A 23,066-nucleotide genomic window follows, 5' to 3' on the forward strand; every position below is an offset into this window, starting at 1 on the left:
AATAGTGAATGAGACAAATGAACAAGATAGCTGTATTTGGAAGCGCATTTAACCCACCGAGTCTAGGCCACAAAAGCGTCATTGAGTCGTTGTCTCACTTTGACCAGGTGCTTCTTCTGCCTAGTATTTCTCACGCATGGGGCAAACAGATGCTCGATTACACGTTGCGTTGCCAACTGGTCGATGCGTTTGTGCGCGATCTATCAGCGACAAATGTCGAGCGGAGTGATGTAGAGGAGCATTTAGTTCAACCCGATACGAGCGTCACGACTTACGCGGTTTTGCAAGCATTAGAGCTGAATTATCCTGACAGCCAACTGACGTTTGTTATCGGTCCGGATAATTTATTTAACTTCGCTAAGTTCTACCGCGCCGAGGAGATTTTGCGGCGTTGGTCATTGCTGAGTTGCCCAGAGAAAGTGGCGGTAAGAAGCACGGATATTCGACATGCGCTGAGTCATCAGCAAGATATCAGCCACCTGACTACCCCATCGGTTGCGAAATTGTTGGCTGAACACCAATACTACTGAGTCGCTTAACTTGCAACGACCTTGCTTACTAGCCATTGGAAACCCGTTGTTTATCGATGTAAGCCAAGTATTTGTCAACAATTTGTCGCGGTGGTTCAGGCCTTGAAAAGTAGTAGCCTTGGATTTGTGTACATCCCATCTGGTAAAGCTTGTCGAGTGTGATTTCATCTTCAACACCTTCTGCGATCAAGCAGACGTTTAGTTGTTCGGCAAGCTGGACCATCAACCATACCAACCGCTCGGCGGTCTCGTTTTTTAGCATGTTTTGAATGAAGCTAGCATCGATTTTGAAACAGTCGATCGGGTAGCTGTGGATATAATTGAGGCTCGAGTATCCGGTACCAAAATCATCCAATGCCACTTTAAACCCTAAAATACGCAGCTTAGAAAGGATCTGTTGTACTTCATTAGTGCGAGTTAACAATACGGTTTCAGTCAGCTCAATGGTGAAATCTTGTGGCGTAAAGTTATAGCGGCGCAAGGTGGTCAGTAAGTGCTCTAGGTAACGCGCTGAATTGTTGAACTCGTGAGCAGAGCAGTTGATGCTTAGGCGAACTGGATGCCCTAAGCCTTGTTCCAACTCGTATTTTGCTTTGCATGCTAGCTCAACAATGCGCTCACCTAGCTTGACGATCAAGCCCGATTGCTCTGCAGCGTCGATAAACTCAACCGGTGACACTGCCCCAAGTGCTTTACTTTGCCAACGAGCTAATATTTCAAAGTAGTCCCAACGAGCGTGATCTTTTCGTACTATGGGTTGAGCGACAACATAAATCTCACTATTACTGATGTTGTCGATATTCAGTTCACTGCGTAATGCGTCAATCACCAGCGCTCGGCGATAGTATTGGGCGCTAAGATGAGTGTCATAACACTGCACACTGGTGTGTTTTGACTGCTTGCAATCTTTCAGCGCTAAGCTCGCGTTGTTGAGAATTTGATCGGCAGAGTGGGTTTGGCCACCGCTGTTGGCAAGGCCAATACTGATATTAAACTGAATAGTATGCGCCTGATCTTGATAGCCACGATCCAGTTTTTCGATGATCTCATTGCAGACCGTAAAGGGATCGCCAGATAAGGTAATAAAAGCGAACTCATCCCCGGCAATTCGATAGGCAAGCTGTTTGTCTTTGAGCGCGTCTTTGATTGTGGTAGCGACAAATTTAATGATCTGATCGCCAATATAGTTGCCATGCAAATCATTGATTGATTTGAAGTTATCAATATCTAAATAGGCCAGTGTAAAAGGCGTGTTGGGTGATTCGATTAACTTTTGCAGCTTATCCGATAAATACCCTCGGTTGAGTAGCCCAGTGAGATTGTCATGTGACACTTCGTAACTCAGTTGATCAACCAGTGAATCTGCTCGGGCGGTGAGCCATTTGGCCTTCAGATGATGGGTAACAATATTCGCAACTAACTTGTGGAAGTAGACTAGCGGCTTGACGTCTTTATCTTCTATAGCGTCTCTATAGGTTGAGAGTAGGATACCTAAAATTTCACCATTATGTGTTTTGAGAGGTACACCTATGTACGCTTCAATATCATTGTCGAGGATAAAGGGTTCCTCGCTGTGTCGGCTTAGCGCGCCTTGTTGACAAACGATGACATCTTGGTTCGATTGAGTGACAAAGGAGTAACTGGTACGGCTGATCGGCGAAAGACAGATTCCTCGATGCAGCCTCTGGTTTGATGCAGAGGCGAGAAGGTTTGATTTTGCAGTGAATTGATCCAATTCAATAATACAGGTACAAAACGACTGAGAGTATTGATGCAACTCGTAAGTCGCTTTGTTGAGCAGTTCTAGCCCATCTAAACTGAGAATACCATTAACTGTGTCCACACTTAATGGTGCTTGAACCGACGTTGTCCTAACCATAATAGGTAACTCACTTATTAGTGTGGCTTTGCCACTTATCAATTGATTGGGTTACCTAATAAATATGGTATCAGTCGCATAGTAATGCAAATGTCCATCGTGTTTAATGCGTTAAAGCTACTGCAACTCCTGCTTAAGACGGCGTTTGAGGTAGTCGAGAAACAACTGGGTGCGAGTATGCTGGTAGTCGAGCTTGGGATAATATGCGTAAACGGTGGCTTCATCGGTTGTGATACCCGGGAGTACGGGTCTGAGAGCGCCAGACTTCAAGTCCTCTTTGATCATGACATCATTCGTTAAAAGCAGCCCCATACCGCTCTTGGCAGCATAAAACAGCGCTTCAGGGTTGGTGGTGGCAAAGTTGCCACTCAGATTAAGCTTTTGACCGTTGGTCAGGGTAATCTCCCGTTGAGTTCTCTCGCCCCATGCCAACATATTGTGCTGTGTTAGCTGCTGTGCATTGGTCGGCTCTCCAAATTTTTCGATGTACCCGGGGGAGGCATAAAACCCAGCTCGGTGTTCAAATAGGGGAGTGGCTTTAAAGCTTAAAGAGTTCAGTTGCTCAATTTCGCGGCTGATGAAGAGATCTAGGCTGAGGGTGGGCAGTTGTCCCGGTGTTGTCGTGATCAATTGAATGCGGATATCCGGGTACATCTGGAGAAAATCATTGAGGTACTGAACTAAGAACTTTGACCCCACCGCGAGGGTGGCTCCAATTTTTAACAGCCCTGCAGGGGTCTGGGATACTGAGCGTGTCTCGTCGACGATAGACTGCCATTCATCTAACTGAACTTTGGCTCGCTCATAAAACAGAGCGCCTGCTTCCGTTTGAGTGACGGAGCGGGTCGTGCGTTTCAACAGTTGTACGCCAATGCGCTCTTCGAGCCAATGAATACGTTTGCTGATCGCTGAACTTGTGGTGTTGAGCTTACGTGCTGCGCCATTGAAGCTGCCCTCATCCACTACACGAATATAACTTTGTACGCTTTGTATCCAATCCATTGTCTCTCCAATTAATTCTTAGCTGGAACTAATCACTTTCCAAAACGCTATATTATCATTTCATGGTGGTCAATCTAAACTGCATTCAATGATGCACACCAGAGGAGATCCACAATGAAGAAAACGCCGATGTTATTGGCCATGATGATCATTGCAACAGGGCAAGTTGGTGTTAGCATCTATCTTCCTTCTCTGCCTCTAATTAGCCAGACTCTCTCAGCGAGCCAAGCCGATGTTCAGCTCGTCGTCACACTCTTCTTAGTCGGATTTGGTGCATCACAGCTTTTTTACGGCCCACTTTCTGATGCAATTGGACGGCGGCCAGTGTTTATCCTTGGGCAAGGGATATACTTGCTGGGGACGGTTATCTGTTTACTGTTTGCCAGCTCGTTAGAGCTATTGATCTTTGGTCGATTGCTGCAAGGTCTCGGTGCAGGGAGTGCATCTGTACTTGGCCGCAGTGTGCTTCGCGACAGTTATGACGGTGCGCAGTTGACTCGCGCGCTCTCTTACATTTCTGTAACGGCGTCTATTATGCCGATATTGGCGCCAGTAATGGGAGGGTGGATAGCCTTCTATTTAGGCTGGCAGTCGGTATTTGTTTTTGTACTGGTCTATTTAATCGCGATCTTCACGCTGGGCTACTTTGTGTTGCCAGAGACGATGACTTACGGTAAGTCTCGTTTTAGCTTGGTTAAAGTGATGACGAACTACCGTGATCTCCTGACGAATCGCCAAGTATTGTCTAGTGCAAGCTATAACTGGATCAGCTATCTGGCGAGCTTGGTGTCGCTGTCGGTGATGCCATTCCTATTGCAACATCAATTAGGCCTAACGGCGGCACAGTATGGCTCAGTGATGATTATTCCCTCAGCGGGATTGATGATTGGCAGCGTCACATTGAACATGTTGAATCGTTCACTTTCCGCTAGGCAGATCTTGGCTCTTGCCATCGGCCTGATCATGACCGCTGGTGGCTGGCTAGTCATGGCGCCAATGACACTGTTGAACGTGGTCGCGCCGTTTACACTATTGGCCGTGGCGCAGGGACTGTCATTTCCGATTTCGATTAGCATGTTGCTTGAGCCGCACAAACGCCAAGCGGGCGCTGTATCGGCACTATCGGGTTCTATTCAAATGTGTTTAGCCGGATTATTAGGCGGGTATCTTGTTGAAAATTGGGTCAATAGTCCCACGGCCATGGGCCTGTTTTACCTAATGTGTGCTCTAGTTATGGCTTTGGTACTCGTCACCTCTAGGATGAAACACAGTGTGCAACAAGAGTTTGCTTGACGTACAATGCGCGCAATTATTCAGGTGAGAGAAATCAGATGGAATACAATCAATTTTCAGCACTCGTTATGACTTTGTGTGAGCAAGAAAATCTGCCTCAGGCGCTCGAATTACTGAAAACTTGCCAAGATCAGGAAGTGGCTGAGGCAGCGCAATCATTGACCGGTCAATTTGCTCTGGCAGAAGTTGATGGCGCCAAGCGCATCTACCATGTGACTGTGCAAGAGAACGAGCAAGGTGAACAGCAAGAGTACGTCGAGCACGTGATGGACGAAGGGGAAGATGTCATTCGTTTTGTTGCGTGGTTCTTCGAAGCAATGTTTGATGTGAAGCGCAAAGAGACTTATCAAGCGGCGGGCAAAACCTATCAACAACCTAAGCGGAACTAAAAGCTAAATTAGTGTGATATATGTCTTGATTTTGCCTTGTTTGTGATTAAAATCACACTCCTAGTTATCGAGGAGAGACTCATGAATCACGAATTAGGCAATGCCTATCTTGGCCAAATGATCGCCAAACAAGCCATGCACGATGCGCTTTATGGTAAGCCTAAAGCGAAAAAGGCCTCTTTCATCAAACGAATGATGAAAAAGATCGGTCATTAATCGCAATCGGTGAAATGGATGTTGTGCCGCATGGGTGTGAAACGTAGCTTTCATCTCATGCCGTCAATCAAAGCCCCGCATAGTCGCGGGGCTTTGTGTTTTCTGTTGGTTATAACGCGACGACGTTATCTGGTACCTTGCTTAATCCTTTTTCTTCGATCCAAGCCGTAAGGTTGTCTGAGCCCCCAATATAATGCCCATCTAACCAGATTTGTGGCACTGTCACAGGTGTTTTCTCACCTATGATGGCTTTCACTTCAGGAATCATTCGATACAGTGCCGCACTGTCTTTGACAACATCATAATACTGGTAGTTGATCCCCGCTTCATCAAGCGTTTTTTTCGCTTTGACACAGTAAGGACAGGTGGCTTTCCCAAAGACGATATTCCCCTTAAGGGTATCGCGTTTGGTCCATTCAGCAATGATGGACTGTACCAATACACCTCGGTTAAGCGCCTCACCCTGACTGATGACTTTGCCTTCCACCATGACGATCGGAGCATGCCAAGCTTTAGCCATGAGCGGCTCCCACCAATGTGACAACCAATCTTTCACCTCGAGCTCAACGTCGATGTTGGACAACTCGTTATCAAAGACGTCCTTGAGAATGTCTTTGGTAAGCGTACATTCACCACAAGGGATCTTGATCTTGAACGGGCCCCAACTGCCTGCCCATCGATAAAGGGTTATTTTGATTGGTTCTGCCATAGAGTTATCTCCACTGAATGCTATGACTAATCAGAACGGAGTATAGGACCATTTCTTTCATTTAAGATGGCTTTTTTGTTTCCCAGTGGGTAATAAATGCGACAGAAGCGATAATGATGGCGGCCCCAAGCCACAATCGTCCGGGTGGTACCCAACTGAAAACCAGCCAACCGGCCAGTACGTTGAGCGGCAGCTTGGCGTGATCAAAAGGCTGGACAAAGGATGCATCTGCGACCGAGTACGCTTTCACAATCGCCCACTGGGCGAGCGCAGTCATTGCCCCCGCTGCGATTAACACTAACCACAAGTCGAGCCCGCTTGGGGTTTGCCAATCTGGCAGCGCCAATAGCAGGTTAAACGGCGTGATTAACACCAACAAATAGACCACCATGGTTGAAGGTGAGTCATCAGACGAGAGTTTTTTTACCATCAATGAGTAACAGGCCCAGAAGAAAGCCGCCCCAACGGGCAGTAAAGCCGCCCAACTGAAATCTTCGGCCCAGGGCTCTAAGATGATCATCGCACCGACAAAGCCCATCAAGGTTGCTCCCCAGCGAGCGGCCCCGACCTTTTCTTTTAAAAACAGTCCCGACCCTATCGTCGCGAAGAGTGGTGACGTCATTAGCAGAGCGATGCCTTGCCAGATGGGGACAGGGTAGGCAAGGGCCCACAACCAAAGTTGAATGCCGATGACTGAGAGGAAAACGCGAAACACGTGCATCGCTAAGTGCTTGGTCTTGAGAGAGCGACGAATCCCCAAGGTGGTTAAATAAGGCAGAATTACGACCAGCGCGATAGCATACTGGACGAGTGCGACGGTCGTCGAAGAGAGACCAAAGTGAATACTAGCAATTTGGGCCAGGCTGTTTACCACAGCAAAAGCGAGGCCGGCAGTAAGCATCCAGCTAGCCCCTTGAACAGGATGGTGATGATGCGCAGACATGAATTTAGTCAGTAAAAGAATCGTTGGTCTGAATCATACGTGCTTATGCGCTTGAAATCATCATAGATGTGGTGATAGCTAAGGTTTTGTTATCTCAATGAATAAAACACTCATTGCGACGCGTACACCCCTTGTTTTTGTTCTATCTGTTTGAGCGCTTTTTGGTACATTCGCCACGCCACGCTACCGGCTAATAGGTTGCCGATGAAGGCTCCCCAGAATAACCCTTGGATACCGCCCAGTTGTGACCCAAGCCATAGACAAGGTAGGAAGAATGCAAATAGCCTCAGAGCTGAGATCGTCAATGCGGTATAAGACTTTCCAAGTGCATTGGCGATCGAGACCATCAACATGCAAATCCCAAGTGGGCCTAAACTAAATGGTACAACCATCAAGTGATAATTCAGAATGGTGCCGACTTGTGTTTCACTGGTCATCAGGTCGGCAAGCAAGCCTGAACTCGCTAAGGTGATCAACGCGATCACCAGTTGAAACGCCAAGACAAATTGGACGGCTATCGCGACCAATTTTCGAATATCGATAAGATTGTTCTCGCCGAGCCGTTTTCCGATCATTGGCGGCATCGACATGGTGAGCGCCAACACCGCCACGATAGCAAAAAACTCATAGCGTGAGCCCAACGCCCAAGCGGCCACTGCCGCGGTGCCATAACCCGCAAGCAACTTGGTGGCGAGCATCGAAGAGAGCGGCGGCAGGAGTTGACTTACCATCGCTGGCCCCATGATATGGGCAATCGAACGAATGCTTTCAGCGATATTAAGTTCCTGCCAGTCAAAGCTCATCCACTGTTTACGTGCAACCTGAGGTGCAACCACCAAAATACCGATACCAAACGCGAGTATGGTGGCCATTGCCGCCCCATTTATTCCTAAATCCAGAGTGAAAATGAATAGCGGGTCAAGCACTAAGTTGAGAGCGCTGGTGACCATCATCATAGTCCCGGGCAACATGGTGTTGCCATTGGCACGGCACAGGCTGTAGAAGAAGTAGAGTACGGCGCCCGTCCAGGCGCTAATCAGCCAATAAACCCAGTAGCTATCGATGATAGGCAGCACACTTTGTGGTGCGCTGAGCAGCAATAAAATGGGTTCGCGTAAAAGATAAAGAATAACGCCAATCAAGGCGACACCTAAGCTACCCATCACCACGACTAGACCACCGAGTTGCTTGGCATAGGCCTCTTTGCCAGCACCGATTGCTCTGGCAATAACGGCTGTCGTAGCGATGCCCAAACCGACCTGTATACCGATGATGATCATCTGGATCGGTAGAGTAAACCCCTGAGCGGCTAAGGGGAGTACCCCTAATTGACCGATGAAAGCACTGTCGACTAATTGAAAACTCATCAGAGACAGAACGCCAAACATCATTGGCCAAGTCATTTTAAAAAGTTGCTGCCTCAAAGAGGAAGACGAGGACGAATTTGTCATAGCCATGCCACCGATAGGGTTTTTAGGAATCGTGAAATGAATAACCGAGGCTTTGAGGGCCTCGGTTAAATCGATACATACAACATCGTATCGGCCTAGTCATTTTTCAAGGGGTTGGGTGACTTTTATCGTTGTGATGCGTTATCGGGCAGTCAAAAAGCGCCGCATAAAAAAGCAGAGACGTTAGTGTGCTTGAGCTGTTAGCGCTGATGCTGGGCTATCCACCGTTCTAAGTCGTGTAAATGGTCGACCACGAGCGATGCTTGATGGTGAAACGGTGAAGCTTTGCCATGCGTGACTAAGCAAGAGGGCATATCGGCGTTAAAAGCGGCTTGCAAGTCATACACATAGTCACCCACGTACATCATCTGATGGGGTTGTATGCGCCACTCTTGTGCGAGTGAAATAAGTGCATCAGGGGCGGGTTTAGGCGGAAAGTGTTCACGGCTTATCACGCGGTCGATGGCCAACTGGTTGTGGCGAATTTTTTGTTGGGCAGCATGTGCGCAGTTACGGGTGATCACCGCAGTGTGCAATTGGTTTTGGTCAATAAATTTGAGCAGCGAATGGCAGCCGGGCATTGGCTCAGACGACTCAGCATCTTGGATTTCATGGTCGAGGATCATCTGTTGTGCCCGTTTAGCCGTGATATCGCACTTGATCTGTTCAACAAAAGAGAGCAAGTCGTTGTCGTGTGGGCAGCCGATCTGCTCTCTTAGCCAAGCGAAGTTCATGTCGGAGGTGACCAACGTATTGTCGAGATCAAACACAATGGCTTTAATATGTTCGACCGCGAGTGGCACATAAGACATAAACAGCTCCCGAATAATGGGTTAAGCGAACTCTTTTTCTAAATAAGCGACGATATCGGACGACTCGTACATCCACTCTACTTGATCGCCTTTTTCTATTCTTAGGCAAGGAACTTTCACTTTACCACCTCCCGTTTCTAACTCTGCGCGGTGAGTTGGGTTATTTTTGGCGTCTCGTAGGTCAATGTCTACCGATTGACGTTTCAGTGCGCGGCGTACTTTGACACAAAACGGGCAGGCTTCAAACTGATACAGTGCGAGCGATTGGGCTTTGTGATCAATCGCTTGTTGCTCTTGAGCTGAGCGTTTGACACCACTTGGCGAAAAGACAAAGTTAAGCAGTAGGATCACACGTCCTAGGAACCAGCGGATAAATTTCATGACCATCCTATATTGTTGAGCGATTTAACGATTGTTGTTTTTGGGATACGCATTGTAACTGAGATGTGATCATTTCGGTACAGCAAACTCATTCGACGCTAACCCGATGTTGTTTCGTGACTTGGATGCCGAGACGCTTAGCCAAACGGGTTAAGTTGGCACGATCGGTTTTCAGCTGTCTTGCGGCTTGCGCCCAGTTAAAATTGGCGTCAGTCAGTGCATTGAGCACGAGTTGACGCTGATAAGCCTCGGTGGCTTCCCTAAGACCTTGCGCCGGCGCAGGGTGAGTATCTACGACTGACTCCTTCTTATGCGACGCTGAACTCGGCAGCGGCGTAGTTGAGCTGAGCTCGCCAATATCTTCAATAGAAACTGTCGTCAGTGTGCCTTGGTGACTGCGCGCTCGTGCTTTAAGCGCGGCGCGATTGATCACATGTTCTAACTCACGCACGTTGCCCGGCCAGTTATATTGAGTAAGTAATCGCTGCGCGTCTTTGCCGAGTTTAAGTTGAACAATGCCTAACTTACGTCGTGCTTGCTCGAGGAAATAGCCAGCCAGCAACACTATGTCACCATCGCGCTCTCTCAATGGTGGCACGGAAATCGGGTAGACACTCAATCTATGGTAAAGATCGGCGCGAAAATGGCCTTGGTCGATTTCCTGCTTTAAGTCACGGTTAGTGGCGGCCAATACCCGAACATCAATGGTCTCGACCTGATCCTGTCCGACGGGTTGAATCTCATTATTTTGCAGTGCTCGTAGAATCTTGCTTTGAGCGGCGAGGGGGAGTTCGCCGATTTCATCGAGGAAAAGGGTACCGCCATCCGCCAGAGAAAACTTGCCCAAACGTGACTTTTCAGCGCCAGTAAATGCGCCTTTAACGTGACCAAACAGTTCGCTTTCAACTAAGTTTTCCGGGATCGCTGCGCAGTTAACGTACACCAGAGGCTGCTTTCGTCGCGCAGAAAGATGGTGCAAGCTCCGTGCGACCAGTTCCTTGCCCACTCCGGTTTCACCATGAATAAGAATATTAAAATCGGAGGGCGCGACGACATCGATATCCGCTTTGAGCACTTGCATGGCTGAACTGTTGCCGATGATCTCCCCGCCATCTCTATCCCATGCCTCTTCATTAAGCTCTTCAAATCGTTGTTGAACTTGACGGGCTTGATGCTCGAGTTGGCTTACCGTCAGCGCCACTTTCAGCGTCGACGCCGCAATCGCCGAAAGCGCATCTAAGCTGCGCGTTGGGAACTGATCAAACACCCCGGGAGTTAAGCTATCTAGGGTAAGTACACCTAATAGTCGGTCAGCGTAGTACAAAGGCAGGCCCATACAGGCATGCATAGGTAAGTCACCATCATAATCTAGCAGTAAGTTATCGAACGGGTCGGGCAACTCACAGTCTGCGTCAAACCTTACTGCTGTTTTTGAAGCGCAAATACGCGCAAACCTAGGATGTTGGTCGATCTTATAACGGCGCCCTAAAGTATCGCGAGTGAGCCCTTGCATTGCCAATGGCACCAAAGTGTCGCCTTGTAAGGAAAGTAGCGCAACGCAATCGCATTGGATGGCTTTACGAATTGCATCAAGCAGATTGTTAAATCTATCTTGGTCGTTGTCGCCACGCGCGAGGCCAATCGTCATGTCAATTAAAGTCGAAACCGAGATATCTTGCATAGTGAGTCCAGTTGAGGAAAGGAGCGAATTGTGACAGGTCAGTCTGTTGTGGAAAGGAGCGAATTGTGACAGGTCAGTCTGTTGTGGAATTAACCACAGTGACGGGGTGAATGCAACATCAAGATGTCAAAATGACACAATATTGTGTAGTCATTTTGACTTTTTAATTGGTTGGTTGTCTATATAAATCAATAATTTAAGTCGTTATCAGACTTGGTATGTATTGTGCTCTATTCAACAATAAAAAATAGCATAATGAGGAGAAAGTGAAGATGCTTAACAACCAACATATTGACGTGGTCAAGAGCACCATTCCGTTACTAGAGTCTGCAGGTCCTGCGCTAACGCAGCACTTCTATCAGCGCATGTTTAGCCATAACCCGGAACTGAAAGACATTTTTAATATGACGCACCAGAAGACAGGGCGTCAAAGTGTAGCCCTATTTGAAGCGGTGGCCGCCTACGCTAAGAATATAGAGAACCTAGCTGCGTTAACGACGGCGGTCGAGCGTATTGCCCACAAACACACCAGCTTCAATATTCAACCTGAACAATATCAGATTGTTGGCCATCACTTAATTGAGACGCTACGTGAATTGGCGAGTGATGCCTTCACACCAGAGGTTGAAGAGGCGTGGACGGCGGCGTATCAATTTTTGGCGCAGATCTTTATCGATAGAGAAGGAGAGCTCTATTTACAGCGCAAACAAGCAGTCGGTGGTTGGCAGAATGCGCGTCGTTTTATTGTAAAAAGTAAGCAGGTTGAATCTGAACATGTCACTAGCTTTGTGTTGCAGCCTGAAGATGGTGCGGCGGTACTCGATTATCAGCCTGGTCAGTATATAGGAGTCGAGCTCAAACCGACCGGCTGTGACTACAAAGAGATTCGCCAATACTCATTGTCAAACAAGCCAAACGGGAAAGATTACCGAATTTCAGTTAAGCGCGAGTGTGGTGAGTTCGCCGGATTGGTGTCTAACTACCTGCACGATGAGGTAGAAGTGGGCGATCCCGTCAACCTTTATCCACCCGCTGGCGACTTTACCTATCAAGAAAAGCAGCAACCTGTGGTGTTGATTGCAGCAGGTGTTGGTATTACCCCTATTCAAGCCATGATGCAAACACTTGCGCACACCGACAAGCAAGAGGTAAGCGTGCTTTACGCCTGTAATGCCGCTGAGCAGCATACCTTTAAGCAAGAATCCAATCAGTTGGTAGAAAGCCAAGGTTGGCAGCACTACACATGGTACTTAAATCAAAGTGGTGCGGATTTTTCTGGGCAAATGGACATTCGCTTAGTCGCTCATGACCTGCCGCTAGCGGATGGAGACTTCTATCTTTGCGGCCCTGTAGGGTTTATGGAATCGGTGGTACGTCAGTTAGAGGGGCTTGGTGTCGATCGATCGCGCATTCATTATGAGGTGTTTGGTCCTCACACGTATTTGTAGAGACTTAGCTAGACAAAAAGGCCCGTTGGGCCTTTTTTAGTGTTTGCTTGAAAACCACGACCTCAGTCGCGCCAATAGTCCGAGGTTCTCTCTTGCGCCTGACGTGCTGTCGCCTTGATAAAAGCTGGCAAGAAATTCTGTTCTTAGCTGTTGTACATCTTGTTGTGTGACTTGATTGATGACTGTCGCGCTGGATAGCGCGTGGTCGTTCGCCAAACTAAAGTCCATTTTCAGATAGCCTTGCAGATAAAGCCACAGGTGGGTCACGAGCATAAGTTGCATTGTACTTTGGTCGGTAAACTTATCGCTATGCTCACCGAGGCTGCTTTGCAATGCCTGATGCATGGCCGCAGCCGAGTCCGAATGCGCGCTGAGCTGTTGCGTGGCTTCAATATGGGCTTTGGTCAACACGCCCAGCAAGTGGTGCTGCGGGGCAACCTCAGGTTTGGCTTGCAAAGCGCGCTCAAACAACCGCGCATGTTGCTGGCAAAACTGCTGATACACGGCTGGTTGATAGTTTATGGTTGGCAATTGCTCTGCGCCAATTTTATTCAACCAGTGATTAAGTTCAGTCATGGCTTTGTAGGGTGGTGAGCAAAATCTCGAATGACCCTTGGTCGCAATCGACAAACAAGCTATCGCCGGTGATCATCACAGAGAGATCCATAGTGCGCGTCACAACACCGGCCAGCGCTTCGATGGCTTGGCTGTCAAATCGATAGATGTTTGCGCTGTACTGGTGAACCTTGTTTTTACTCTGTTCCCACCAAACATCCGACTTAGAGTTGAAAGAGAACACATCGACTTGTTTCGCTAAGCGACATGCCTTTTTTAAACGATCGAGCGACGGCTCGCCAATATCAACCCAAAGTTCGATTTGGTCATCGAGCGATTTGACCCACAAATCAGGCTCCTCTGTGGTTGATAATCCTTTGGTGAGGGCCAAACTCGGTTGCCACTTAACGCAATAAGCTAAAATTCTAGCCATCATGCGCTCGAGGGTTTCTGAAGGGTGCTGAGCCACAGTCAGCTGCGTTGAATCGTAAAGATCGCGATTGGTATCTGATAGCGAAATACGAAATTTATAAATAGTGGGTTTGAGAGCCATAAATGCTTCTTATACGTAAAAAAATAGCCAGCTAGGAAGCTGGCTATTGTAAATCTTCAGTACTTAAGAATTAAAGTACTTTAATGTTCTCAGCTTGAGGACCTTTTTGACCTTGAGATACGACGAACTCAACTTTTTGGCCTTCAACTAGGGTACGGAAACCGTCGCCAGTGATTGCAGAGAAGTGTGCAAACACGTCTGGACCGTTTTCTTGTTGAATGAAACCGAAACCTTTAGTTTCGTTGAACCATTTTACTGTACCAGTAACTGTGTTAGACATATTGTATATCCTTGATAAATCTTGTAAAAGCCATACGGCATCGATAGCGTGGAAAAGGAGATTGCTATTGCGCACGACGTTACGGCAGATACACAAGTGTTCTAACGGAACGGTGGAAGTAAACAAGTACCGTTTTCTAGCTGCGATCCAGTCTAAAGCGAAGTGCAACTAAGTCAATAAGAATAAGGAACTATGTTCTGTTTTAATCGGTGTTTTCATTAGAAATTTGCGCTAGGTAGGGTTTCGAAAATATTACTGATCTGGGTATAAATAGTGTAACATTTGCTTGTTTGGTGATCAGGGGAGGCGTACCGATGTTTATTGGGTATAACATCAACAATCACTAGTCGTTTATAAACAATGATGTGGAGGCCGTATGGCAAAGCAGAGTAAGCGAAACACTGCGGATGAACGCTGTGTTGAGCATCAAGTCGACTTTGGTCGCGGAGAAGTCAAAGATAACGCGCTCAAAGCCATGGTAACGAGCAAGCTGTTTCAGGCAAAAGTCGAAAAAGCGAAAAAAGGCAAAGGCAGTTATCAACGCAACATGAAACACAAGGGAAAAGAGCCCTATTCAAAAGCCGCTTAACAGAGCGAAGTTTGAATAGGGCTCTTTCTTTATATTGGCCATATTTAGCGTTCGATTTGCGGCGAGTAGATCGAGTAGGCGGTAATCTGGCCTGCGACGATAGCTGAGAACATAAAGAGTGCCGAGAGACCAATACTCGGGATCGGTAAAATCGATTGCTCAAAAACCGATTGCCCAGCACTGACCAGTACACGGCTGCCCGGAACCAAAATGATGATCCCTTGTACGATGTAGATGGATCCGGTCAGAGCCATCTTTTTCGCCACCCATGTCCCGTACAAGGTGATCAGCACAGTGGTAACCCAAGTGCCCACAACCCAGCCGCTATCAAACCCAAGATAAAATGGCCCCCACATTCCCAGCGCGGCGACGGGAAGCCCGAGAAGAATGTCGGTTGGCCGCGCATTAAACAGCACGCTCAATGAGATAGAAATTAAGAATAGCCCAGAGACATGCAGCCAGACCGGGACTTCGTTGACATACTGAAGCGACTCCGCTTGCCCCCAAATTGCCTCACCGACGTTGAGCCCCATGACGATACCGACAAACAACTTGATTAGGCTCAGCGCACTTTGACCGAGCAAGCTGGTTCCGGAGACAAGGTCGTTGAAGGCCAAGCATTCTAGTGAGTTAGCGATCGACAGTCCCGGCACAAACAACACTATCGCAGCAATACAAAGCGCCCATATAGGAATGGCTATCCCTGTACTAGAAAAAAACGCCACTAATATTCCGGTCAGCAATGCAGCCAAAAACTCAGCAGCAATGGCGCGGCGTCCTCGACACACTTGTTGAGTGAGCCAAACCACCAAGCCCAAGAAAGCAGCAAAGTAAATCGCTTCAATTGTACTCCCAACGAGCATCAGGTATGCGGGGGGAATGGCGATATTGGCCAGTGCAATGGCCCATTTGGGGTAGCCTATCGGCTCTGGCACGGGCTCACTGCTGGGTTGGTTGATGCGAATGATCGTGTTCGCCAGTAGGCTCAAGTTAATCGATGCCGGTTGATGACGCTTCATCACCACCGCGTTGTTGTCGTCTGGAAACTGATAATTAACGGTCGTTGGCGTGGCTTGAATCATCACGTCGACGCCATGCTTACGCGCGTAGAATTGGGTGTACTTTTCCAGTTTGTAAGGCGCACAACCGCTGCGGTGCAAGGTGTCGCCGATCTCGACGATCTTTTGAATTCGGTACTCGGAGGGCATGAGACTTTGTAGGCAAGTTTGGGTGGCGCGAAAATAACAAACCGCCAAAGATAATTCGAGATATAAAGCGTCGAACAGTGGTTAGGCTCACACAATATTTAGCTTGCTATCGAATGAGGAGAGCGTGGATTTGTGAAAACTAAGATTTTGCGCAGTGTGGCTATGCGCGTGAGTAGATTTCGCTCACAGAATTAGATTATTTCAGAGTGTTTCATTTGTTGCTTATTTGTAACGGGAAAGGTGAATGAGTGAGGTCGGAACGGCAATGACAAGTAATGCCAATAGTTGTTGATTACAAAGAAGTTAACAAACTCATTACATCTTTATGGGTTCAGAAAATTGGTTAATAAATAGACATAAAATAGCGCTTGAATTCCCCGCGTGATTGACGAAAATATGCGTAAAATGAGTTTGCAAAAATGAAAGGAAGCTTTTTTAAGTTTTAAAAGCGAGGCCAATTATGAAGCTGTTTATCCTATTGATTATTTCTGTCACTGCGGGGGTTGCCTCTGCTGAGCACCTTCATTCATTTTTGCTAGGTTTGTACATCTCCACCCTAGCGGTAGGGAGCTGCTATTGGTTAGCATTTAGAAGCACTCGCTTTCCTCAGTTGGCTCTAGTGCTGCTTATCTGCGGCTTTTTCGCCAAGATCACTGTGACCGTTGCTGGCGTAAGTTGGGGGTTGTCGCAAGACTTAATTAGCTCGCCGTTTGTTTTCGCCTTGTCTTATCTTTTCTTCTCTGTTGTGGCGACCTACTTCTGGTTTGCTTATCGAGAAAAACTGACCGCCAGAAAGAAAGAGAAGTCACTGACTACAGCCTAAAATTGACAAAACTTTCAACTAAAGCCAGTGGACATCCACTGGCTTTTTTGCGTTGCTAACCGTTGTTTCTATTTTAAATTGATTATTCCCAATGAATGGTAACGATTGATTTCAGAGTGGCTGAAAGTCTGTCTTGCTTGTCTATACTGGGAGGGTTTATCAACACTAATAGTGAGACGTCGCACATCATGATTATGCGTTTACTTCAATCTTCAGCGCTTTTTTCGACACTTTCTCTCTCATTGGCAGTCAGTGCTGCCCCAACCATCATTCCAGATCCCCCGTCTTTAGGCGCGAAAGGTTATATCCTGATGGATTATCATACGGGGGCGGTTCTGGTGGAAAAAAATGCCGACAGTAAACTGAACCCCGCCAGTTTAACCAAGCTAATGACTGCCTATGTTGCAGGCCAGGAGGTCAATCGAGGGAATATTTCACTTGATGATCAGGTGCGTATCAGCCGCAATGCATGGGCAAAAAATTTCCCCGATTCATCCAAAATGTTTATCGAAGTGGGGACCGACGTTAAATTGATGGATCTCTATCGAGGTTTGATTGTTCAATCGGGTAACGATGCCAGCGTCGCGATTGCCGAACATGTGGCAGGCAGTGAAGACGCATTTGTTGGTTTAATGAACAGCTGGGCACAAACGTTAGGGCTCAACAACACCCGCTACGCCAATCCTCATGGCTTGGATAGTGATGGCCTCTATTCAACGCCGCGTGACATTGCGATACTGAGCCAGGCGATTATTCGTGATTTACCCGAGATTTACCCGCTATACAGCGAAACATCGTACACCTACAACGGGATCACTCAGTACAATCGCAACGGCCTACTTCGAGATCGAAGCATGAATGTAGACGGGATGAAAACTGGTTACACCAGTGGAGCCGGGTATAGTTTAGCGACATCAGCAACGCAGGGAGAGATGCGCTTGATCTCTGTGGTCATGGGGACAAGCAGCACTAAGAGCCGTGAGTCGGAGAGTAAGCAGCTGCTGAGTTATGGTTTTCGCTTTTTTGATACCGTCTCCCCTTCAAGCGTTGACGACACGTTAGCCCAAGCCCGAGTGTGGATGGGTAAGCAAGATACCTTGCCTGTAGGAGTCGCCGAGCCCGTGTTATTAACGATAGCTAAAGGCGATAGCGACAAGCTCAGTGCAGAACTTGAATACTCAAACGAGTTGGTGGCACCGATTCGAAAAGGAGATGTGGTCGGGCGTGTGGTTTACCGCTTAGAGGAACAAACGGTGGCCAGTGTCGACCTCGTCGCTCAACAAGACGTTGATGAAGGTGGTTTGGTCAAAAAAGTCATTGACTGGTTTAAGCGATTAATATCGGGCTGGTTTTAATCGAGTAAGCGGATGTTGAAAGCATCCGCTTTTTTATTTGCGGGTCGCACTCCACTTTGATAAGCCACTTTGTCTCGGAGTTCCCACACTGTTATGACTTTGATTTACTGGCCTCTGACAATCCGTTAATGAAAATACCGACAATTCATCCAACAAATTAAATTGGGGAATGGTTATGGAATTTACGGATAAAGACAGGGAAGCTTTATATCAATCTTGGATGTCACAGAAGTCTAAAATGCGCTTAACGCAGATGGAATTTGCCAAAAAGCTCGGCATGAGCCAACTGGCGTTTTCTCAGCTTTTACGTGGTGAGAAACCGATAACCATGTCGTTTGTTAGCCAGTTTTGTCGCCTATTGCGGCTTGAGCCCAAAAACGTGTTTCCCTCCCTCAAAGATGATCAGCAACATGGCCCTAAAGTGGTCTATCTGCAAAGCCGCATGAGTGTCGACGGTGAAATTCAAAATGCCTACATTGAAGGTAACCAAGTGGTGGTCGAGTACGCCCATATGGTCCAAACATAATCAAGCGTGTTGATTGAAGTAGCTTGTCGGTGAACACAAACTAGCGTTTTGGCTTATCGTGTTTAATGTTACTCTAGTGCGATATACACGACTAAAACTTCGCTATGTTAGAAAAAGAAAATTTGATCAAACTGGCTCGGATGCCAATGCCTTTTGGTAAATACGCCGGGCGCGCGCTTATCGATCTTCCCGAGGAGTACCTGCTGTGGTTCGATAAAAAGGGTTTTCCAAATGGGGAGCTTGGCGAATTGCTGAAACTCTGTTTAGCTTTAAAAATTGAAGGGCTTGATAGCGTGGTCAAGCCTTTAAAACGTATGTAACCCACCGCAGTACTTTTAAAAACTTCCTATGAATTTTGATATCCATTCACTAAGGCACCACCAACTGGTCGAAGATGGCCCACTGGAAGGGTGTTACATTCACCAACCCGCTATGGGCAGTGAACAAGACGACAAAGCCGTTATAGCCGAGCGCCAAGCGCTGGAAAAAATGGGGTATAAGGTCATGCAGGTTAAAGCCAAAGGCGGCACAACAACGTTTGCCGAGGCGATGCAAAAGCTTGCGAAAAAGACGGGGCACCAGTCTCAGTGACTTGCCACTGCCTCTTTCTCTCAATGGTGAAAATGGCTTGTTAACAAAAAGAGTCAGCCTTATCGGGTTGACTCTTTTTTGATTCGCTTCGCTGCGTTGGCAGAGGGCGTTGCGGTGTGTTTTTTCGCTTGTTACTTAAGCGGTAAATAGATCTCGGTTAACAACTCACATTCGTCTACTTCATGAACAAAATTTAAGTAACGGAAGAAACAAGGAAAGTCTCTTAACTCTTCACCGCTCTCTGGCAGCCATTTTTGATACAACTGATATACGGTGTCGCCAATATTATCTTGGTTTCCTTTATGGGTTGTTATCGCGCACCGACCACCGGGTATGGTTGCCGATTTGACGCCATAGGCATTGTCTGGCACCTCTCCTACGTGCGAACCACAGATATCAAATTGAAACTCATGCTCTGGCGTATCGCTTGGGTCAGAGTGAGGAATTCCAAATGTATCACTGGTCTTGATTGGCGATAGTCCGGTTGATTTTCTCCAGTTTATAAACTTGGCTGCTGTCTCGTAAATCAGTTTTGGATTACCTTTGTGCTCAATTAGTGCTACTTCTTGTTCTTTGAAATCAATGATTTGAACATCCATTGCTCTGTCTCCTACTGTTGGCGGATGATATTCATACTTTGAGTGCCAAGTGCGCCACTCAGGTTGATTTCTAAATTGGGAAGGTGACTGGCCGAATACTCGAGAAAATGCACGTGAAAAGGCTTCTAGGCTTTCGAAGCGGGCTTCAAAAGCAATATCAGTCACACTGCACTCTGGTTCGAACGCTAACCGAAAAGAGGCGCGCTTCATTCTTGCTAGCAAGACATATTGCATGGCGCTAATCCCCATAAACGATTTAAAGATGCGGTGAAAATGGTACTTTGAACTGGCTGATACAGCACTGAGTTGCTCAAGTGAGAACTCGTCATCCAGGTTTCGATCTATAAAATCACACACTTTACTTATTTGTCGTTCATGACGTTTTATCACACTCATTGTGTTTGAGGCTCCAACTTAGACATCGCAGAAATGATACCCACCGAGATTTCATTATGCCTGATTGAGATTGCTGGATGTTGGATGGTCGATAGTTTATGTGGCGCGGTTTCGATTTGTGACAAGAGAAGAATCAATAGAGTCATGCCTTTACGGCGAAGGTAACCACGAATGTGTTTTTCGCATTTTCTCTAGGCATCAGCTCTATGGTTGCACGATGTAACGTGGCGATATCTCTGCAAATCGACATCCCCAAACCGGCCCCGTCGCCCTGTGAGGAGTGACCTCTATAAAACTGTTCAAAAATTCGCTCTCGAGTCTCTTGTGGTATTTCCGGGCCAGTATCGGAAACAGACATTTTGACGCTATGGCTGCGCTCTGTAACGTTGATTTGAATATCACTGCCCTCACCGGAGTACCGAATCGCATTATCGATGAGGTTACGGACCAGAACCTCTAGTAATATCCGATCGCCAGAGAGAGTGATATTGGCCGACGACAAGCTGATATCTTGCTTATGCTTTAGTGCTAATGGCGCTAAGTCTGCAACAACGGTTTGTAGTAAAGGGGTCAGTTCGATGGGGTCAAACACACGTTCTGCGAGACTATCCACTTTGGCTAACGTCAGCAGTTGATGGATAAGGCGGTCGGTTCGCTCAATGCCCTGTAGTATGTTGTGTAAATCTCCCCTCAGTTGTTCTGGGTCATTACTTTCCAGTGCATTCTCGACATTAAGACGAAGGACTGTCAGCGGCGTTTTCAGTTCATGTGCGGCAGCACGCGTAAAGCGTTTTTCTCTTTGCCAGGCTGACTCCAGCTTTGACAACAGCGAGTTGAGTGAGTCAACCAGTGGCGCGAGCTCAATGGTGTTGTCTTTGACATGGATACGGTCCAATCGGTGCACGTTTCGTTGGGTGATGGCGGTTCGTAAGTCTTTGATAGGTCGGAAGTGTTTATCGATTAGCCAAAACAGCAGCAGCAATAAAGTAGGCAGTATCAGTAATTGTTCGATAGACGTGGATAGAGCGATTTCGTGGATGATCTCTTGCCGAATTTGGTATTTTTCTGCCACCACAACGTACTCGTTGGCGTGCTTTGTTTGCGGTAGTGATATCTGAAATGCACGCCATTGAGTGCCGTTTTTTACGATATCGGCGTAGCCATTCGCATCGACAGAGTGAGAGAGAGCTTGCAAGCCTTGAGCGGAGCTCCACAGCAGAGTGTTGTCTCGATAGAACTGAAAAACCAAGTTTTGTTCATAAGGATGACCGAATGTCGTCACATTGTCATCGTCAAGCGATGACATCGACTCAATGTTTGTCATCCACTGATTAAACAGTTTCTTATGATTTTCGAGGGTGCTCTCTTCTTTTGAAATCGACAGTGTCAGCAACATTAACTTTGCCGATTGCCCGAGCCTAGCGTCGTAAACTTCTTCGACTTCGTGTTTTGCAGATTGGAAACTAAAATAGAGTGAGATCAGTAAAAGAACACTGACTAAGACCCCAACCGATAGCGTCAACTGACGTTTGATCGAGTACGATTTGTTACTTTTCAAGAATGTACCCCACACCGCGAATGTTTTTTATGGCTAAGTCGGGGGCTTTTTTGCGTAAATTGTGAATATGCACTTCGATAGCGTTGTCACTCGATCCTTCGTCCCAACCGTGCAGTGACTGCTGTAATTGATCTTTACTTTGTACGCGCCCGGCGTTGGTCATTAAGCTCGTGAGGATTTTAAACTCATTGCGCGTGAGCTTTAATGGTGTGTCATCGTAGCAAATACTTTGCTCTGATAAAGATAACGATAACGGACCAACCTGGATGACTTCTTCTGCGCTACCGGATTGACGACGAATCAACACACGCAAACGAGCGAGCAACTCTTCGAGTGCAAAAGGCTTGCCTAAGTAGTCATCAGCGCCGCCATCAAGTCCTTGAACGCGATCGCGAATGTCGTCGCGTGCGGTTAGTATCATGACCGGAAGCTTAAATCCGCCTTTGCGTATATGGCGTAGAACGTCTAACCCATCGATATCGGGCAGGGTGAGGTCCAAAATCACCGCGGTGAACACTTCAGTGTTGAGGGCGCTAGTCACCCCCGCCCCTTTTTCTACCCAATCCACGGTGTAGCCATGGCGACTTAATGACGTCACCATGGATTGACCGAGCAGTTTGTCATCTTCTACCAGTAATAAACGCATGACTTATTTTAGTCTCCCAAGTGCGGCTTCTATTTCGAGTTTTCGACCTTTGTCGGCGAGAGGTCGATCTGGACGTGGTGATGCTTGCAAGGCTCGAGTCAGATAGACTTTGGCTTCTTTGTCTCGCCCGTCTTCGGCTAGGAAGTCTCCATAAAAATAGTTCGGATCGATGCCTTTTGGATTGATCTCTAACGCTTTTTTCAACATTTCTTCGGCTTTATCGTCATCACCAAAACCGACAGGCCATCCCGGAACCTTATAGTATAGCGAGCCAAGGCTAGTGTATGCAGAGCCATCAAGAGTGTCGGGAGACGTTTCAATGACGCTTTCGAGCAAAGATTTGGCTTCTTTCACAAGGGAAAGCGCGCCCAAACCGCCTTGTGCGCCAGCCAAAGACGCTTTGTTGATCGCCAGCCATACCGTTAATTCGGGATTACCCGGTTCTCTGTCGAGGTAGATACTGGTTTTGGCAATGGCGCGGTGAAAGCACTTTTCCTTTTCGTCACCGTCTGGCGTGCTGTACTGACATTCTGCCCATTTTTTTTGAACCTGTTGCAGGGGAGTCTCGCTAGCTAGCGTCGCTGTTGAAACTAATGTCGAACACACCGCCAGAGTGCAAAATAGTTGTTTGGTATTCATCGTTCATGTCCTCT

27 protein-coding genes are annotated in these 23,066 nt (G+C 47.3%); 11 read left to right on the forward strand and 16 right to left on the reverse strand.

Translation table 11 applies throughout. The features are described from left to right. Window positions 1-17 precede the first annotated feature (17 nt). Window positions 18-530, forward strand: coding sequence for a nicotinate-nicotinamide nucleotide adenylyltransferase (locus tag FCU94_RS18505; RefSeq protein ID WP_176289934.1), 513 nt, complete (start codon window positions 18-20; stop codon window positions 528-530). Window positions 531-558: 28 nt separating this feature from the next. On the opposite strand, the gene FCU94_RS18510 is transcribed toward FCU94_RS18505, so the two are convergent. Next, window positions 559-2,409, reverse strand: coding sequence for a putative bifunctional diguanylate cyclase/phosphodiesterase (locus FCU94_RS18510; protein ID WP_176289935.1), 1,851 nt, complete (start codon window positions 2,407-2,409; stop codon window positions 559-561). Between the two features lie 117 nt (window positions 2,410-2,526). Then, window positions 2,527-3,411 carry a LysR family transcriptional regulator gene (locus FCU94_RS18515; protein ID WP_176289936.1) on the reverse strand — a complete coding sequence of 295 codons (885 nt, stop codon included), beginning with the start codon at window positions 3,409-3,411 and terminating at the stop codon, window positions 2,527-2,529. A gap of 114 nt (window positions 3,412-3,525) precedes the next feature. Here FCU94_RS18515 and FCU94_RS18520 point away from each other — a divergent pair, with 114 nt between their 5' ends. The 3 genes from FCU94_RS18520 (at window position 3,526) to FCU94_RS19415 (ending at window position 5,309) form a co-directional block, all read left to right on the forward strand. Beyond that, window positions 3,526-4,704, forward strand: coding sequence for a multidrug effflux MFS transporter (locus tag FCU94_RS18520; RefSeq protein WP_176289937.1), 1,179 nt, complete (start codon window positions 3,526-3,528; stop codon window positions 4,702-4,704). 38 nt (window positions 4,705-4,742) lie between these two features. Continuing rightward, window positions 4,743-5,093, forward strand: a complete 351-nt coding sequence (locus FCU94_RS18525) for a hypothetical protein (protein ID WP_176289938.1) — start codon at window positions 4,743-4,745, stop codon at window positions 5,091-5,093. Window positions 5,094-5,174: 81 nt separating this feature from the next. Further along, window positions 5,175-5,309, forward strand: coding sequence for a hypothetical protein (locus FCU94_RS19415; protein ID WP_255199299.1), 135 nt, complete (start codon window positions 5,175-5,177; stop codon window positions 5,307-5,309). Window positions 5,310-5,418: 109 nt separating this feature from the next. Here FCU94_RS19415 and FCU94_RS18530 read toward each other — a convergent pair whose 3' ends face one another. The 6 genes from FCU94_RS18530 to norR all read right to left on the reverse strand — a co-directional run bounded on the left by FCU94_RS18530 (window position 5,419) and on the right by norR (window position 11,286). Further along, window positions 5,419-6,018, reverse strand: coding sequence for a glutaredoxin domain-containing protein (locus tag FCU94_RS18530; RefSeq protein WP_176289939.1), 600 nt, complete (start codon window positions 6,016-6,018; stop codon window positions 5,419-5,421). 61 nt (window positions 6,019-6,079) lie between these two features. After that, the gene (locus FCU94_RS18535; RefSeq protein ID WP_176289940.1) at window positions 6,080-6,961 is read right to left on the reverse strand and encodes a DMT family transporter; all 882 of its coding nucleotides are present in this window, start codon (window positions 6,959-6,961) and stop codon (window positions 6,080-6,082) included. Between the two features lie 110 nt (window positions 6,962-7,071). Next, window positions 7,072-8,418: an MATE family efflux transporter gene (locus FCU94_RS18540; RefSeq protein WP_176289941.1), complete on the reverse strand. Its 1,347-nt coding sequence runs from the start codon at window positions 8,416-8,418 to the stop codon at window positions 7,072-7,074. A 194-nt stretch (window positions 8,419-8,612) separates the two neighbouring features. Then, window positions 8,613-9,224 (reverse strand): HAD family hydrolase, encoded by a 612-nt coding sequence (locus tag FCU94_RS18545; RefSeq protein ID WP_176289942.1) that lies wholly within the window; start codon window positions 9,222-9,224, stop codon window positions 8,613-8,615. A 21-nt stretch (window positions 9,225-9,245) separates the two neighbouring features. Further along, the gene (locus FCU94_RS18550) at window positions 9,246-9,605 is read right to left on the reverse strand and encodes a glutaredoxin family protein (protein ID WP_176289943.1); all 360 of its coding nucleotides are present in this window, start codon (window positions 9,603-9,605) and stop codon (window positions 9,246-9,248) included. An 88-nt stretch (window positions 9,606-9,693) separates the two neighbouring features. Next, window positions 9,694-11,286, reverse strand: a complete 1,593-nt coding sequence (gene norR, locus FCU94_RS18555) for a nitric oxide reductase transcriptional regulator NorR (protein ID WP_176289944.1) — start codon at window positions 11,284-11,286, stop codon at window positions 9,694-9,696. A gap of 272 nt (window positions 11,287-11,558) precedes the next feature. On the opposite strand from norR, the gene hmpA reads away from it, so the two are divergent. Next, on the forward strand, window positions 11,559-12,734 hold the full coding sequence (hmpA, locus tag FCU94_RS18560; protein ID WP_176289945.1) for an NO-inducible flavohemoprotein: 1,176 nt from the start codon (window positions 11,559-11,561) through the stop codon (window positions 12,732-12,734). A 36-nt stretch (window positions 12,735-12,770) separates the two neighbouring features. Here hmpA and FCU94_RS18565 read toward each other — a convergent pair whose 3' ends face one another. From FCU94_RS18565 to FCU94_RS18575, 3 genes are all read right to left on the reverse strand, one after another. Further along, a complete protein-coding gene (locus FCU94_RS18565) occupies window positions 12,771-13,310 on the reverse strand; it encodes a hypothetical protein (protein ID WP_176289946.1) in 540 nt (179 codons plus the stop codon). Beyond that, window positions 13,303-13,842 (reverse strand): YaeQ family protein, encoded by a 540-nt coding sequence (locus tag FCU94_RS18570; RefSeq protein ID WP_176289947.1) that lies wholly within the window; start codon window positions 13,840-13,842, stop codon window positions 13,303-13,305. Before FCU94_RS18570 ends, FCU94_RS18565 begins: the two co-directional genes overlap by 8 nt. A gap of 70 nt (window positions 13,843-13,912) precedes the next feature. After that, window positions 13,913-14,122, reverse strand: a complete 210-nt coding sequence (locus FCU94_RS18575) for a cold-shock protein (protein WP_038204438.1) — start codon at window positions 14,120-14,122, stop codon at window positions 13,913-13,915. Window positions 14,123-14,498: 376 nt separating this feature from the next. Between FCU94_RS18575 and FCU94_RS18580 the strand changes: the two genes are divergently transcribed. Next, window positions 14,499-14,711 carry an alternative ribosome-rescue factor A gene (locus FCU94_RS18580; protein WP_176289948.1) on the forward strand — a complete coding sequence of 71 codons (213 nt, stop codon included), beginning with the start codon at window positions 14,499-14,501 and terminating at the stop codon, window positions 14,709-14,711. 44 nt (window positions 14,712-14,755) lie between these two features. Here FCU94_RS18580 and FCU94_RS18585 read toward each other — a convergent pair whose 3' ends face one another. Then, window positions 14,756-15,919 carry a threonine/serine exporter family protein gene (locus FCU94_RS18585; RefSeq protein WP_176289949.1) on the reverse strand — a complete coding sequence of 388 codons (1,164 nt, stop codon included), beginning with the start codon at window positions 15,917-15,919 and terminating at the stop codon, window positions 14,756-14,758. Window positions 15,920-16,379: 460 nt separating this feature from the next. Here FCU94_RS18585 and FCU94_RS18590 point away from each other — a divergent pair, with 460 nt between their 5' ends. The 5 genes from FCU94_RS18590 to FCU94_RS18610 all read left to right on the forward strand — a co-directional run bounded on the left by FCU94_RS18590 (window position 16,380) and on the right by FCU94_RS18610 (window position 19,214). Then, a complete protein-coding gene (locus tag FCU94_RS18590) occupies window positions 16,380-16,742 on the forward strand; it encodes an NADH:ubiquinone oxidoreductase (RefSeq protein ID WP_176289950.1) in 363 nt (120 codons plus the stop codon). 194 nt (window positions 16,743-16,936) lie between these two features. Beyond that, complete coding sequence (locus FCU94_RS18595) at window positions 16,937-18,097, forward strand: D-alanyl-D-alanine carboxypeptidase family protein (RefSeq protein ID WP_176290097.1); 1,161 nt, start codon at window positions 16,937-16,939, stop codon at window positions 18,095-18,097. 175 nt (window positions 18,098-18,272) lie between these two features. After that, entirely contained in the window at window positions 18,273-18,623 is a 351-nt protein-coding gene (locus FCU94_RS18600; protein WP_176289951.1) for a helix-turn-helix domain-containing protein, read from the forward strand. 104 nt (window positions 18,624-18,727) lie between these two features. Then, complete coding sequence (locus tag FCU94_RS18605; protein WP_176289952.1) at window positions 18,728-18,943, forward strand: DUF3820 family protein; 216 nt, start codon at window positions 18,728-18,730, stop codon at window positions 18,941-18,943. 28 nt (window positions 18,944-18,971) lie between these two features. Then, complete coding sequence (locus tag FCU94_RS18610; protein WP_176289953.1) at window positions 18,972-19,214, forward strand: hypothetical protein; 243 nt, start codon at window positions 18,972-18,974, stop codon at window positions 19,212-19,214. A 131-nt stretch (window positions 19,215-19,345) separates the two neighbouring features. On the opposite strand, the gene FCU94_RS18615 is transcribed toward FCU94_RS18610, so the two are convergent. The 4 genes from FCU94_RS18615 to FCU94_RS18630 form a co-directional block, all read right to left on the reverse strand. Next, window positions 19,346-20,209 (reverse strand): AraC family transcriptional regulator, encoded by an 864-nt coding sequence (locus tag FCU94_RS18615; protein ID WP_176289954.1) that lies wholly within the window; start codon window positions 20,207-20,209, stop codon window positions 19,346-19,348. Between the two features lie 142 nt (window positions 20,210-20,351). After that, complete coding sequence (locus tag FCU94_RS18620) at window positions 20,352-21,767, reverse strand: sensor histidine kinase (RefSeq protein WP_176289955.1); 1,416 nt, start codon at window positions 21,765-21,767, stop codon at window positions 20,352-20,354. Beyond that, window positions 21,757-22,413, reverse strand: a complete 657-nt coding sequence (locus FCU94_RS18625; RefSeq protein ID WP_176289956.1) for a response regulator — start codon at window positions 22,411-22,413, stop codon at window positions 21,757-21,759. Before FCU94_RS18625 ends, FCU94_RS18620 begins: the two co-directional genes overlap by 11 nt. A 3-nt stretch (window positions 22,414-22,416) precedes the next feature. After that, on the reverse strand, window positions 22,417-23,052 hold the full coding sequence (locus tag FCU94_RS18630) for a tetratricopeptide repeat protein (protein ID WP_176289957.1): 636 nt from the start codon (window positions 23,050-23,052) through the stop codon (window positions 22,417-22,419). Between the last annotated feature and the right edge of the window lie 14 nt (window positions 23,053-23,066).

Origin of the sequence: Vibrio sp. JPW-9-11-11, assembly GCF_013369335.1 — a bacterium.
In the GTDB taxonomy this organism is placed as follows: domain Bacteria; phylum Pseudomonadota; class Gammaproteobacteria; order Enterobacterales; family Vibrionaceae; genus Vibrio.